General features: G+C 35.1%; 22 protein-coding genes. All 22 read right to left on the bottom strand.

Annotation, left to right across the window (positions count from 1 at the left end; translation table 11 throughout):
• Positions 1-70: 70 nt before the first annotated feature.
• On the bottom strand, positions 71-430 hold the full coding sequence (locus tag RI845_RS00375; protein WP_348387772.1) for a hypothetical protein: 360 nt from the start codon (positions 428-430) through the stop codon (positions 71-73).
• Between the two features lie 125 nt (positions 431-555).
• The gene (locus RI845_RS00370) at positions 556-879 is read right to left on the bottom strand and encodes a low molecular weight protein tyrosine phosphatase family protein (protein ID WP_348387771.1); all 324 of its coding nucleotides are present in this window, start codon (positions 877-879) and stop codon (positions 556-558) included.
• Between the two features lie 124 nt (positions 880-1,003).
• Positions 1,004-1,375: an SMI1/KNR4 family protein gene (locus RI845_RS00365; RefSeq protein WP_348387770.1), complete on the bottom strand. Its 372-nt coding sequence runs from the start codon at positions 1,373-1,375 to the stop codon at positions 1,004-1,006.
• Positions 1,376-1,490: 115 nt separating this feature from the next.
• Positions 1,491-1,844 carry a hypothetical protein gene (locus RI845_RS00360; protein WP_348387769.1) on the bottom strand — a complete coding sequence of 118 codons (354 nt, stop codon included), beginning with the start codon at positions 1,842-1,844 and terminating at the stop codon, positions 1,491-1,493.
• Positions 1,845-2,276: 432 nt separating this feature from the next.
• Entirely contained in the window at positions 2,277-2,714 is a 438-nt protein-coding gene (locus RI845_RS00355; protein WP_348387768.1) for a hypothetical protein, read from the bottom strand.
• Positions 2,715-2,860: 146 nt separating this feature from the next.
• On the bottom strand, positions 2,861-3,193 hold the full coding sequence (locus RI845_RS00350; protein ID WP_348387767.1) for a hypothetical protein: 333 nt from the start codon (positions 3,191-3,193) through the stop codon (positions 2,861-2,863).
• A 117-nt stretch (positions 3,194-3,310) separates the two neighbouring features.
• The gene (locus RI845_RS00345) at positions 3,311-3,763 is read right to left on the bottom strand and encodes a hypothetical protein (protein WP_348387766.1); all 453 of its coding nucleotides are present in this window, start codon (positions 3,761-3,763) and stop codon (positions 3,311-3,313) included.
• Between the two features lie 438 nt (positions 3,764-4,201).
• Positions 4,202-4,540: a DUF6678 family protein gene (locus RI845_RS00340; RefSeq protein WP_348387765.1), complete on the bottom strand. Its 339-nt coding sequence runs from the start codon at positions 4,538-4,540 to the stop codon at positions 4,202-4,204.
• A gap of 121 nt (positions 4,541-4,661) precedes the next feature.
• Positions 4,662-5,081, bottom strand: a complete 420-nt coding sequence (locus RI845_RS00335) for a hypothetical protein (protein WP_348387764.1) — start codon at positions 5,079-5,081, stop codon at positions 4,662-4,664.
• Positions 5,082-5,653: 572 nt separating this feature from the next.
• Entirely contained in the window at positions 5,654-6,007 is a 354-nt protein-coding gene (locus tag RI845_RS00330; protein ID WP_348387763.1) for a hypothetical protein, read from the bottom strand.
• Positions 6,008-6,108: 101 nt separating this feature from the next.
• Entirely contained in the window at positions 6,109-6,489 is a 381-nt protein-coding gene (locus RI845_RS00325; RefSeq protein WP_348387762.1) for a hypothetical protein, read from the bottom strand.
• A gap of 112 nt (positions 6,490-6,601) precedes the next feature.
• Positions 6,602-7,096, bottom strand: a complete 495-nt coding sequence (locus RI845_RS00320; protein ID WP_348387761.1) for a hypothetical protein — start codon at positions 7,094-7,096, stop codon at positions 6,602-6,604.
• 114 nt (positions 7,097-7,210) lie between these two features.
• Positions 7,211-7,465: a hypothetical protein gene (locus RI845_RS00315; protein WP_130598657.1), complete on the bottom strand. Its 255-nt coding sequence runs from the start codon at positions 7,463-7,465 to the stop codon at positions 7,211-7,213.
• A gap of 145 nt (positions 7,466-7,610) precedes the next feature.
• Positions 7,611-7,910: a hypothetical protein gene (locus RI845_RS00310; RefSeq protein WP_348387760.1), complete on the bottom strand. Its 300-nt coding sequence runs from the start codon at positions 7,908-7,910 to the stop codon at positions 7,611-7,613.
• Positions 7,911-8,023: 113 nt separating this feature from the next.
• Positions 8,024-8,395, bottom strand: a complete 372-nt coding sequence (locus tag RI845_RS00305; protein WP_348387759.1) for a hypothetical protein — start codon at positions 8,393-8,395, stop codon at positions 8,024-8,026.
• Between the two features lie 118 nt (positions 8,396-8,513).
• Complete coding sequence (locus RI845_RS00300; RefSeq protein ID WP_348387758.1) at positions 8,514-8,747, bottom strand: hypothetical protein; 234 nt, start codon at positions 8,745-8,747, stop codon at positions 8,514-8,516.
• A 462-nt stretch (positions 8,748-9,209) separates the two neighbouring features.
• Positions 9,210-9,590: a hypothetical protein gene (locus RI845_RS00295; protein WP_348387757.1), complete on the bottom strand. Its 381-nt coding sequence runs from the start codon at positions 9,588-9,590 to the stop codon at positions 9,210-9,212.
• A gap of 102 nt (positions 9,591-9,692) precedes the next feature.
• Positions 9,693-10,076: a hypothetical protein gene (locus tag RI845_RS00290; protein WP_348387756.1), complete on the bottom strand. Its 384-nt coding sequence runs from the start codon at positions 10,074-10,076 to the stop codon at positions 9,693-9,695.
• A gap of 246 nt (positions 10,077-10,322) precedes the next feature.
• A complete protein-coding gene (locus RI845_RS00285) occupies positions 10,323-10,958 on the bottom strand; it encodes a DUF5677 domain-containing protein (RefSeq protein ID WP_348387755.1) in 636 nt (211 codons plus the stop codon).
• A gap of 421 nt (positions 10,959-11,379) precedes the next feature.
• Entirely contained in the window at positions 11,380-11,703 is a 324-nt protein-coding gene (locus RI845_RS00280; RefSeq protein ID WP_348387754.1) for a hypothetical protein, read from the bottom strand.
• A 118-nt stretch (positions 11,704-11,821) separates the two neighbouring features.
• Positions 11,822-12,133: an immunity protein Tsi6 family protein gene (locus RI845_RS00275; RefSeq protein WP_348387753.1), complete on the bottom strand. Its 312-nt coding sequence runs from the start codon at positions 12,131-12,133 to the stop codon at positions 11,822-11,824.
• A 115-nt stretch (positions 12,134-12,248) separates the two neighbouring features.
• Positions 12,249-12,470: a hypothetical protein gene (locus RI845_RS00270; protein WP_348387752.1), complete on the bottom strand. Its 222-nt coding sequence runs from the start codon at positions 12,468-12,470 to the stop codon at positions 12,249-12,251.
• Between the last annotated feature and the right edge of the window lie 87 nt (positions 12,471-12,557).

Below are 12,557 nucleotides of genomic sequence, written 5' to 3'. Positions count from 1 at the left end.
ATTGTAGTTGGCTAAAATGTGAAGCGAAGCGGAACCAGCCAACTGTTATTTGTCCCGCTTGAACAGCTTGTTATGTGTAGATTTTTAGCTGAACTTTGCCGTTTATAATTTCTAAGTTACCAAACTCACCAATAACCTTAAAGCCTTGATTTGTCTTAATTAACGAATCTATATTGCCATAATCAAATGAACCATTTATATCTTTGATTGGTTTAACACTACTTTGTTCAGCAAGCCCTGAATATGAAGTAAAACCCGTAAATTGAATTTCACATTTACGGTAGCAAGTATATTCATCAGGTTTTGGACTTAGATAATGAGGTGAATCAGGCCAAATGCTTGCCTCAATTTTGAATGTGATTTCCGTGTCATTTGAACTCCAACCGAGAACAAACGAGTCATTGAAATCTATACCTTTGAAAATATCCATATACTCGACGATATCCGTTTACACATAACGCCCATTTAAGGGGCTGAAAACAGTTTGCTAAAATGTGTAGCGAAGCGAAACCGAGCAAACTGTAAAAAGTCCCGCTTGAAATTCTTGTTATGTGTTTAAGCACCAATATACTGAGGTACTTTTTGTTTGAACAACTTTATAAGAGCTGGTTCCATATACGCATAATTATCTGGAATACCTAAGCATATGACCCGTTGAGAGTTTAAATGCTCTTTAAAATGTGTTTTCAACTTCTTTTTCTGAGCCTGCTCCATAACAAAAATACAATCTGCCCACTGTACGTCTTCTATGCCGAGGGGGACTTCTGCATTGTTATTGAGTCCCGCAGAGCGAACATTAACATTTGGTTCGTTTGAAAATACTGATTCCGCAGTAGGACTTCTTAATTTATTTTGGCTACATACAAATAGTAAATTCATCTACGTCCTTGAGAAACACATAACGCCGCCGTAAACGGCTAAAATTTATTGGCTATAATAAGCGAAGAATGAGCCTAAGCCAATGAATTTTTGTCCGCCATTCACGGCCTTGTTAGTTGTACGTTTACTCATCAGCTTCACTAATCATTTCAGCTTGCCACACCGCAACATTTTCCCATCTTTCATTAGTTGCACCATTATGTGAACAAAATACTACTTCTCCATCTGTATTCAAACAGTAATAGTCCGAGTTATCCTCACAAATTGGTAGAAGTTCATCTGGCAAGTCATAATACTTTTTAGCATCACTCCTAACCTCATAAATATTTGCATAACTTGGGGGATTTGATATTTCTAACGCTTCGAGTGCAGCTTCACCAAGATCATATCCAGATTTTATGAAAGCAATATATTCTGGTGAAAATATAAACTTCAACTTCTCTTGAGCTAACTTAATTTCAGAATCAGACGGAATAATAACTTCAAATTCTTCCATTTACTCTTATCTCCAACAGTACAACTAACGCCTTGCTAAGAGGCACAAAATGCTTGGCTATACTTGGCGACGAAGGAGCACAAGCCAAGCGTTTTGTGTCCTTTTGAGCAACTTGTTAAATTGAACTAACACAATCTTCTAGCTCAATATTATTTATGACCAAATACTCCTGCAACATATTATTTGTAGGCTTAACTCCCATAGCCATAGCATGACCATTAAGCTCACCTTTTTTCCAATTCATATTAGATGAAATAGACTTACACAAATAACGCTGCAATTTAGGTTTAATTTCACTTTCATCAGAATTTAAAATTGTGAACAAATATTGATAGATAAAACCTTGTTCTGCTGTAACCCATGAAATAGCCGTTTTATCATATTCTGGTTCCACCCAATTCTTGAAATAAAACCATGAAAGGCCTATTCCTAAAAAAACTCCAAATGTGATGCTTATAAATATTCTCATGTTCAATTTAACGCCTCAATAATAGGCGAATTATGCTGGCATTGCTTTTGCGTATTTTGCATAAGCCATGACAGCGTTATTTGTCCTGATTAATTGCCTTGTTATACGATGGTGACAGACAACTTTATAGTTAACTTACAACACCTTAACGTTTACAACAAGACTAGAATTTATAATGGTGCAACACTACAACCTAGATTTGGCATTCAGTTTTACAAACAGTATAAGGTGTAAAAATTAACAGCCGAATGTGTTTAGCTTTAGAATTCAACGCCGAGATTAAGACAAGGATATTTACTTAATACTTCCATGTATTCTTTGATTTAGTGTTGCCGTATAACGCCCACATTAAGGGGCTTTTTAATAGTTTGCTAAAATTGTGTAGCGAAGCGGAACCGAGCAAACTGTAAAAAGTCCCGCTTTAATTGCTTGTTATATTGCGGCTTTAACCAAGCTTTGATTAATTTTATGTTGCATATAGATTACATGAAAAAATGATGTAATAAATGGATTTAACCAAAGTATGTCACCTTTACTTGAACCTGAAATTTGGTTTATACGATTGCGGACCATAACTATCCACGTTACATCAAAAACACTTGAAACCAAATGAATAACAATTGAGCTTTTAAAAATGGATAAATCGTGAAGATTAACTAAGCCATAAATTAAACTAGCTAATGAAATGCCAAATAAAATTACAGTAGTAAGGATAAAATATTTAGATATTTTAAGCTCTGTATGCTCGTTGATTTGGTTCGAAAAACGGTAAAGTTTATATATTAAATACGAACCTATTGTGAGAATGCAAAGAACGAGAGTCTTTAGAACTGAGTCAACTTCAAATATATCTGTAAGTTCCTTTTTCATTTGCTCTCCTATGCTGAAAACACACTGTACTTTTTTAGCAATATAACGCCCCATTCAGGGGCTGATAATAGCTTGCTAAAATTGTGAAGCGAAGCGGAACTGAGCAAGCTGTTAGCAGTCCCGTTACTGTAATGGCTTGTTATGTTTTACCAGTCACGCCACTCTTCTGTAATATCTCCAGAAACCTCTATATTAGCGTTGGCAACAACTTTGAATATAAACTCACAAATCTCTTCTCGTTGGTCTGTTTCTATCAAGCATTCACCACATTTTTCATTTAGTTCATTCAGTGAAAGAACTAAATTCTTAACGTGTTCTCTTGCGCTATCTATTGTTTGTGATTCAGATTCAACTACAGACATGAACTCTAAAAGTAGAGTAATACAAGCACTAACATCTTCAGATGTATAATCGGGCTCATCATCTCCTTCGATGAAATCTAACATTCCATATTGAATACTTTTGAGTAAACTTTTCACCAATATCTCCGTAAAACATAACGCCCCACTAAGAGGCTAATAATGCTTGGCTAAAATCTGGCACGCAGTGACAAAAGCCAAGCTTTATTTGTCCTGCTTAAGAGGCTTGTTAAGTTACTAACTCGCAAATGCCTTTAACTTTTTAGCAAAATAATAATAATATCCAATCATGAAAATCGCTGAAAATAAAACATCAATCGGCTGAGTAGTAATCAACTCAGAATCACTAGAATCTATAAAAAAATAATAAACAAATGTAATAGCGATAACCACGACCAAAAAACGGATCATAATAGGCAAACCTAAAGTCATAAGCCTCAGAATGAAATCTTTTCCATCAACAGACTCATTCACTTTATAACAATAAACTATACCCAATATAGTTACGGTAGTGACGATAAGAGTATTTAGTGCATCGTATACAACATACTCGTAACCAAAAGAAAGTAATGGGTCTGTGGCAAATACCATTAATATTGAATATGTAAGAAAATACTTAAATTGCTCTTTTTGAGATAAACCTTCTGATTTTAGTTCTTGAATTAATGGGGAGACTTTCCAGATATACATAACTTTCCTTAGTAATTTAACGCCGCGATAAACGGCAAAAAAAAGTTGGCTATAATTTGTGAGGCACGAACAAAGCCAACTGTTTTTTGTCCGATTGATTGCCTTGTTATATGAGTGATGACTCACAACTTTAGTATTAATTTACAGCAACTTAACATTTACAACAAGGCAAGAATTTATAATCGAGTACCACTACAACACACACTACGAATTCAGTTTTATAAACAGTAAATTAATTTAAAATTAAATAACCAAGCTAGTTTAAATATAAGAATTCAACGCGGCGAATAAGGCAATACAACTTGCTTAAAACACCTAATTATTACTTTGACTTAGTGGTACCATATAACGCCCCAATAAGGGGCTAAAAATTGTTTGCTAAAATGTGTAGCGAAGCGAAACCGAGCAAACTGTTTTTAGTCCCGCTTGATTGGCTTGTTAGTTGTTTTTATTACAATAAATGAAAATAGTATCACCTTGGGACTGAAATGGAACCTTTAAGTTTTGCAATAAATTAATAAACTCAGCCTCACAGGAAACTACTTTAGGTGGAACTAAACGCCCAACACTTTTTAAATATTGTGGACGAACGCAAAGCCACTCTATTTTAGTAAAAGGATGCAGGCAATGAGCTGACCAATCACCTAAGTAGTTTACATTTTCAGAGAATGATAATGGGAATGGATCTTCATCAAATTTTTTGTATTGAAATGGTGGTGTAAATGGTAACTCAGCTTTAATTGATTTAATCAAAATCTCTATTTGATTAGCATCCATACTTTTTATTTTCTCCAAACTCTCGAAACAACTAACGCCCTAATAATGGGCAAATTGCAGTTGGTTAAAATAAGCGACGCAGGAGCAAAACCAACTGTAATTTGTCCTGTTAATTAGCTTGTTATGTGTATTTACTGATTTCTAAAAGAGTTTCACTTATTTCCTGCTTTAGTGAAAGATCTACTGACGATTTTACAGCTTCATTAGCAGCAACCCCAAACTTCCAAGACTTATTAAAATCCCCCAATTCAAGGTATTGCTCGGCAATAGCTAAATTGATTGATGCTATGTACTCAGTTAACCCTGCATTATTAGCTAACTTTAATGCTTTAAAATAAAAAGAAAGAGCTTTTAAGTTATCTTCCAATGTGAAATCACCAAGAGTTTCCCATTGGAAAGGATGATCTAGTAAGGTACCTTCATGCGTCTCACAAATTTTTAAAATTTTATTGTATGCAATTAATCCCAACTCAACATCATCTGTATTTACAATATCAATTGTAAGTTGAAATATTTTTTCATAATGAGGAGGTCGAATCATACCCTATACACATAACGCCCCACTAAGAGGCAAAAAATAGTTGGTTAAAATTAGCGACGCAGGAGCAAAACCAACTGTTTTTTGTCCTGCTTGAGTGGCTTGTTAGCTGACGATTACTACAAATTACTTTCAAGGCCACTGATAAAATTTTGAAAGTGGGAAACCAGCTAAAACACCTAACAAAAAGAACACTTCATACGCGAGTAAACCGCATATACTAATTAAGGTTAAGTGAAAAACAACTTCTTTATCATTTAACTTAAATGTGGTTTTAAGCCACTTAAATTCAGAAACTAGATAAAAACATACTATTAAGCCGAAAGTGAATACTCCAATTAAGTTCCCGCTAAAAATCATTGGCAATATTGCAAAGGTACTACATAAAAATAATACTAACAGTTGTACTTCGGGTAATGAAATTTTATCTTCCTTTGACAATGGAACCTCGATCTATTTTTAGTCAGCTAACGCCCACATTAAGGGGCTTTTTAATAGTTTGCTAAAATTGTGTAGCGCAGCGGAACCGAGCAAACTGTAAAAAGTCCCGCTTTAATTGCTTGTTATGTTTTGAGCTAATCCAAGCATCTTTTTATAGCTTGATGTTCTGCGTTTGCCTTTAAAAGAGCTACAAACTCTTCTGTTGTTGGTTTTAAAACTTTGCAATGATTTAATTCAGATTCATCATGAGTTTCTTCATAACCAACAACGTGGTAGCACCCACCTGATATATCTTTACCTCGTCCTTCCTGTTCGCACTTTGCAACAGCTTTATAAAAAAAGTAGGCACGAGTAGATTTTATACATGAATTATATGGTTCACGTACTTCCTTAGTTAACTCTGCACGCAGTTTCATATACTCAGGATTAAGCTTACAAGCATGACCACTGAGGCTTAGAAACATTAACGAAATTATCAGTATTCTCATAAAAACATAACGCCTAGCTAAGTAGGCAAATAATAATGGCGCGTGGATTTGCGTCTTTTGCAAATGCCGTGACAATGTTAGTTGTCCACTTGAGCGCCTTGTTAACTTGCTTGATTTTTTATTACTTTAAACCAGTTATTAGATTGAGGCAAAAACCAAAGGATGATTGCACCGAAACTAGCCAGCAATGAGGTTATAACCCAAAAATCTAATAATGAAAAAGCACCTAAATAAACTGTTTTAACTAATGCATAAATAACAAATGCAGAATAAACATACCTAGGCCAACTGCTGCCCTTTAATATCAGAATAAAAGCGGCAGCCCAAAAAAAGCTTACGAATAGTTTAACTGCGAAAATAATTAGCCATCCTGTACCATAACTTTCCATATTTAACGGTATATAAGCCAGATTTATGAGTAAGCCAATAAAGCAAAACAGAATAGCTAACTTTAGTTGAATTGGTCGCATTAATTGATACATATCCTTTGCAAGTTAACGCCTTACTAAGAGGCGTAAAATGCTTGGCTAAAATTAGCGACGAAGGAGCACAAGCCAAGCGTTTTGCGTCCTTTTGAGTAACTTGTTAGCAATATTATAAACCAGACTTTGCTATACAATAGTCTGCAAACTTTTGAGAAGAAGATGGAGCAATATCAATTGACTCTTTTGTTGCTATGTCTAAATTTCTCATTATTTTTCCGCCTGTAAATTCATTAATTTGTTCAATTTGTGACTTAGTTAATTCATTTACGTTAACGAGACCTTTATGGATATTGAACCAAAGTTTGCCTTCTTTTGACATTAACCAATTTGATGCTTTATTTAAATCATCAGCTGTTAAATACCTTTGAAATATAGGAATAAAGTCTTTTAGATAGAAAAGTTTATCTTCTGTCGCACATCTAATTAAACTATCCTTTATTTCAGGCTCAATATCTAGTTTCTGAATCTGGTTCAAAAAGTTATCACTAAATTGAAATAACCCGTTCGAATTATTAACAAAGTGCTCAAAAGCTAACTCATATGATTCATTGGCTTTTGAACTTAGCGAAATGAGTAGACAAAGTAATACCCATATTGATTTCATGACTAGCTCCGAGATATCGCTAACGCCCACAATAATGGGCAAATAATGCTTGGCTAAAATAAGCGACGCAGGAGCAAAAAGCCAAGCTGTTATTTGTCCTGATTTATTTGCTTGTTATGTTTCAACTGCACCCATAATAACTAAAGTGATACAGATGAAGATAAATTGGTATGTAATTGATATTAAGGTGTATTTACTTTTACTACAACCACCATTTTTGACATACGCGATATAGGTAGTTTGTGAAATACGATCGTAGATTAACCAAAGAGGTAAGAGTATTAAAAAGCCAAAACTAATATGTTTTACTGATACAGAGGCTAATACCACAGCAAAAATATAATACGGAGCACCTATGACCCCAATCAAATATAGCTCCTTAGTAGAAACCTTACTCATCATCTTCCTTGAAACATAACGCCCCACTAAGAGGCAAATAATGCTTGGCTATAATCTGGCACGCAGTGACAAAAGCCAAGCTTTATTTGTCCTGCTTGAGTGCCTTGTTAGGTTACTACTTTCTAAATACCGCACTGCAATCAATACACTTACTGGGTTTAAAAGCGAAACCTTTACGAGTAAATGCCGAGGTAATAACAGAGTTACAATTTGGGCACCTGTAATAACGGTAGCCCCAAATATTGTATAGAATGGCGGCAACGATAGGACCTGACCAAGGGTTAATAAACGAAATATCCAACCAATAAACGGGAAAGATAGTAAGCGCAATTAACGCCGAAGTACGCATGGTTCTAAAGAATTTAGCTTCAATTAATTTGAATTCTTCAGATACGTCAACTTGTTCTAATTTCATCCCTGGTAACCTAACGCCCTGTTAAGGGGCAAGTTGTAGTTGGCTAAAATGTGAAGCGAAGCGGAACCAGCCAACTGTTATTTGTCCCGCTTGAACAGCTTGTTATAAGGGTTTTAAACCTTACACCTTTTAAACTGCCAACTATGATTTTTTTCGTGCTCTGTTCGCCGATAAAGATCATAGCTATAGCTTTCCCAACCTCTATTGCCCAAAGCATTTAGAATAGATATATAGTCGTGGGAATTTATTTTAAAGAACTCTTTCATTGATTTATCAGTAACACCACTCATCATTAATTTGTTATTTTGCCATGTTGATAACCCCTTAGGATTTGACCACAAAACAAAATAACCGAACTTTTCATGCTCAGGCTCTAAACCGTTAGAAGAAGTCGTATACCCTAAGTTTGCGTATTCCCACTTCGTACATTCGCTCGAATACGTAAAACCTGAAAACAATAATAGGAAAATTACTAAATACTTCACCACAGTATGATGCCCTTATAACGCCCTGTTAAGGGGAAAATTGTAGTTGGCTAAAATGTGAAGCGAAGCGGAACCAGCCAACTGTAATTTTTCCCGCTTTAACAGCTTGTTAGGTATACTAAGCACCACTTTCGAGAACAGATTTTAGCTTTTTACCTTTACTAAATAGTACCTTAGCTAAAAATAACAATAAAACAATTATGATTACTCTACCACCAATATACCCCCAATTATAAGGCTGCGAAATATCTAGTTTCATAAACATAGGTATAGACGTTAACGCACTCAATGTTGCGAAAAGGCCTAAAAGTGAGCTAAATATGATGAGTAGATATGCCTTGAATTTTTTCACTAGACTTCCTTGTATACCTAACGCCCACATTAAGGGGCTTTTTATTAGTTTGCTAAAATTGTGTAGCGCAGCGGAACCGAGCAAACTGTAAAAAGTCCCGCTTTAATTGCTTGTTATAACTCAATTTCTCAATAGGTTAAATTTATTTTTTACTTAACAATTTTTGTAATGCTGGAATAACAAAAAAGATGATTACTTTCCAAGCTACCCATAGTAATCCAATGAACCCGACAAATAAGCCAACGCACATCGCATAGTAAACCCATTCGGGACCATGCGCTAAAGCGGGAAATATAATTGAATTAAGAAAGATAAACATTCTTAATTTGAGCATCCAATGCTTCATAAGCAAACAATACTTCCTTGAGTTATAACGCCTCATTAAGAGGAAATTTATAGTTGGCTAAAATGTTGAACGCAGTGAAAACAGCCAACTGTAAATTTTCCTGCTTGAATGACTTGTTATGTAGCTGGCAAATTGATAACAGCCTGACAAATGCTGTTAGCGAAATTAGGACATGAACGCTTTACATTTTTAAGTACGTCGTCATATTGCATGCCCCATGTTTCATCTATATGGGATAAAACAAATTTATATAGCTCAGGCTTGTTTTTTAAATAAGCTAACTCATCCCATTTGTACGCTAATAAATTTGATACAGACTCAGAAAAACCGGCCGCAATAGATCCGTCATCGCAATGTTCGTACTTAATGAATGTATTTTCCAAAGCTTCCCAAGATTTGGCATAAGCAGCGACTTCTTCAGCAGCCATGGCTTCTTCTTGAGTACAAGAAAATGCATTAAAAGATATAATTAAAAATACAAATGCTAGATATTTCATATTGCTACATAACGCCCGCATAAGGGGCTGGTAATAGTTTGCTAAAATGTGAAGCGGAGCGGAACCGAGCAAACTGTTAGCAGTCCCGTCTTAATGCGCTTGTTAGGGTTTCTTATTACAAGCCCCAGCAAAACCACAATCACCGTTTATAAAAGCCAAATCAGTAACTTCTAGATTTGGATATGCTTCAGTTCTACGACCAAAACCAATAATACCAATTTGACGATTTATTAATGTTAAATATACCGCAGGGTAAGGCGTTTGTTGGAAAAATTGTACAACATATACGTTTTCAAATTTATGAGTAAGTAAATTTAACTCTTTAACAGTTTGTACTTTATAAGTACCGAATTCGTCTGCCCACTCATGATAACCACGAGAAATATTATCATTTAATAGTTTTATACGTAGGTTATTACCTATGATATTAATTTCTTTATCAATGTCCCAACCACAGTTTTTAGTTATGCTAATAACATCAAACATTTGTGTTCTACATTTTTGTTTTTCTTCATCAACTGAGATATTTACCTTTGTCCCATAAATTGTTGAGTACTCAAATTTTTGAGCAAAGGATGTGAAAGATAAAAGAACGATTAAAAATGCTAGATATTTGATTGGAACCTCCCTGAAACCCTAACGCCCACATTAAGGGGCTTTTTAATAGTTTGCTAAAATTGTGTAGCGCAGCGGAACCGAGCAAACTGTAAAAAGTCCCGCTTTAATTGCTTGTTATGAGTTTTTATTAATACTGTCTAAAACTCTTTGTGGCTCTAATAAATCACTTTTAGGTAATTTAAAGAACTCGAAAGTGTCCTTTAAAATTAAAGCCAAGAAATTAATAGCCTGATCAAAGAACATTAATAATTTCTCATCATCACTCAATGAACCTAAATAAACAGAGTTATCTTTTGAATGAAACTCTATCAATGCTGATAGGTTACCATGAGAGTGAAGAGAAAGTTCTTTGTAATAACCATTAAATAACTCTTGTAAACCAGCCTTATTAAATCGCTTTTTAACAGAGGAATATTTACCTTTATTTTTGTAATAATCTGATTTTTCTTTATCTGTTTCTTTATGGAGTTCGTGAAGTTGCCAGTATAGAGAGTCTGTCATTTCCTTGGTGTGTTCAGATTCTTTTATACATGCTAAAAAATCAGCGTATGACTCTAGTGCGGTGCGCAAAATTACAGGTACGCCTGATACTCTTTGATTATTTAAAAGAATAACAGCATCTAAGCACAGCTCACTTACCCTAGAAGCAAGAAACAAAACATATTTTTGTTGTACTGTTTCATATTTAATTTTAGATAGTTTATCTTCTCTAATTTTGAGAAGTCCTACCCAATCTTCAACAGATGCCATATTCGGAGAAACTCATAACGCCCTGTTAACGGGCTAAGTAAAGCTGGCTAAAATAGTTGAGGCACGAAACACAGCCAGCTTTATGTGTCACGTTGAACAGCTTGTTAGTTTGAGTAACCACGCTTCCGCCAGTTTACTGGCCACAAGCCATTGGTAAACATACACTTTTTACAATTTATCTACTGTACTTAAAAAGAAAACAAAATGGAAATGATTAGGTAGGTTAAGCGCTGATTTTAAAAAGTATCTACTCAATAAAAAGCGCTTACTTTAATTTGAAAACATTCCTTGTTTTTAACTCTTAAAGATAAAACAAACTAACGCCTTGCTAAGCGGCGTGAAACAGTTGGCTAAACTTGCGAGGAACGAGCGTGAGCCAACTGTTACACGTCCGTTTAAGCAACTTGTTATGTGTTTATACTTAGCTAATTGCGTGATTTTTATATTTAACTACGAACTCTCTAGCTTGCTCTAATGTATCAGGATAATTCACTACATCGTGATGCCCACTACCTATTCTAATTTTTTGAAATTTAAACCCATGTTGGAATAAGAACTCAATCTTTTTCCACTGTTTACTATCAGTTTTCTTCGGTGCTTTAAAATGACGGCCAAAATTATGAGCTATTCCAGCACAATTAGGACAAGTCATTTCTGACGGACACTCTTTTGATAAATTAAACTGACGTTTGAATGACTTACGACAATCTAGACATGCAAAAGCCATATTGTAAGGTATTGTCATAGATTCCTCGTAACACAAACACATAACGCCCCAATCAGGGGCTGATAATAGCTTGCTAAAATGTGAAGCGAAGCGGAACCAAGCAAGCTGTTAGCAGTCCCGTTACTGTATTGGCTTGTTATGAGTCTATTCTCAAAACGTTTAAATCCAATTTAAGTCCTTGCCGAGTTCTTTCGGCAACATAAAAAGCTCTATTCAGTGCTTCAACAACTTCTTTTTCTCTAGGGTCAATTTCACGAGCGGCAAAATGTCCAAAGGTTAATTCAAATAATTTTTGTCTATCGCAAGACTCACCTTTGAAGTACGCAATTAACCAATTCAATTGGTTTTCAATTGACTCAAATATTTGGGGAAGCATTACATTGCGATTGTTGTTACATACTTCTAAAGCATGCTCACAAATTTCCACTTTTATTTCTTCTTGACTCATTTCCCTAGAGACTCATAACGCCTCACTAAGAGGCAAATAATTGTTGGCTAAAATAAGCGACGAAGGAGCAAACAGCCAACGGTTATTTGTCCTTTTGAGTGCCTTGTTAGGTTAATTAATCTCCGTCACCGCCAGAGTCACTGCTAGAACCGCTATCACCATCATTAGTTGATATGTCGATAAGATCAGGAAACATGGCTGATAAGATTGTACCTGCACCAATAATTACTGGTAACCAAGTGAATATATCTGAACCATCCTCAGACACTAAGGTTAAGCCGTACCAACCTACTACTAAACCGATAATTAGTTGAGCTATACGTCCAGCTATACTCATAAATTTCCTTATTAACCTAACGCCCATTTAAGGGGCTGATAATTGTTTGCTAAAATTGTGAAGCGAAGCGAAACCGAGCAAACTGTT

The organism is Thalassotalea nanhaiensis (assembly GCF_031583575.1).
In the GTDB taxonomy this organism is placed as follows: Bacteria; Pseudomonadota; Gammaproteobacteria; order Enterobacterales; family Alteromonadaceae; genus Thalassotalea_A; species Thalassotalea_A nanhaiensis.
Note: the sequence above shows the minus strand (reverse complement) of the source record. Positions and strands in the feature narration are given on the sequence as shown.

Coding starts and splice junctions, on each gene's coding strand:
- RI845_RS00290 (WP_348387756.1), bottom strand. CDS start 10,076: ATGTTTGATGTTATTAGCATAACTAAAAACTGTGGTTGGGACATTGAT.
- RI845_RS00375 (WP_348387772.1), bottom strand. CDS start 430: ATGGATATTTTCAAAGGTATAGATTTCAATGACTCGTTTGTTCTCGGT.
- RI845_RS00320 (WP_348387761.1), bottom strand. CDS start 7,096: ATGAAATCAATATGGGTATTACTTTGTCTACTCATTTCGCTAAGTTCA.
- RI845_RS00280 (WP_348387754.1), bottom strand. CDS start 11,703: ATGACAATACCTTACAATATGGCTTTTGCATGTCTAGATTGTCGTAAG.
- RI845_RS00325 (WP_348387762.1), bottom strand. CDS start 6,489: ATGTATCAATTAATGCGACCAATTCAACTAAAGTTAGCTATTCTGTTT.
- RI845_RS00370 (WP_348387771.1), bottom strand. CDS start 879: ATGAATTTACTATTTGTATGTAGCCAAAATAAATTAAGAAGTCCTACT.
- RI845_RS00340 (WP_348387765.1), bottom strand. CDS start 4,540: ATGGATGCTAATCAAATAGAGATTTTGATTAAATCAATTAAAGCTGAG.
- RI845_RS00330 (WP_348387763.1), bottom strand. CDS start 6,007: ATGAGAATACTGATAATTTCGTTAATGTTTCTAAGCCTCAGTGGTCAT.
- RI845_RS00285 (WP_348387755.1), bottom strand. CDS start 10,958: ATGGCATCTGTTGAAGATTGGGTAGGACTTCTCAAAATTAGAGAAGAT.
- RI845_RS00310 (WP_348387760.1), bottom strand. CDS start 7,910: ATGAAATTAGAACAAGTTGACGTATCTGAAGAATTCAAATTAATTGAA.
- RI845_RS00345 (WP_348387766.1), bottom strand. CDS start 3,763: ATGTATATCTGGAAAGTCTCCCCATTAATTCAAGAACTAAAATCAGAA.
- RI845_RS00295 (WP_348387757.1), bottom strand. CDS start 9,590: ATGAAATATCTAGCATTTGTATTTTTAATTATATCTTTTAATGCATTT.
- RI845_RS00335 (WP_348387764.1), bottom strand. CDS start 5,081: ATGATTCGACCTCCTCATTATGAAAAAATATTTCAACTTACAATTGAT.
- RI845_RS00360 (WP_348387769.1), bottom strand. CDS start 1,844: ATGAGAATATTTATAAGCATCACATTTGGAGTTTTTTTAGGAATAGGC.
- RI845_RS00275 (WP_348387753.1), bottom strand. CDS start 12,133: ATGAGTCAAGAAGAAATAAAAGTGGAAATTTGTGAGCATGCTTTAGAA.
- RI845_RS00365 (WP_348387770.1), bottom strand. CDS start 1,375: ATGGAAGAATTTGAAGTTATTATTCCGTCTGATTCTGAAATTAAGTTA.
- RI845_RS00355 (WP_348387768.1), bottom strand. CDS start 2,714: ATGAAAAAGGAACTTACAGATATATTTGAAGTTGACTCAGTTCTAAAG.
- RI845_RS00270 (WP_348387752.1), bottom strand. CDS start 12,470: ATGAGTATAGCTGGACGTATAGCTCAACTAATTATCGGTTTAGTAGTA.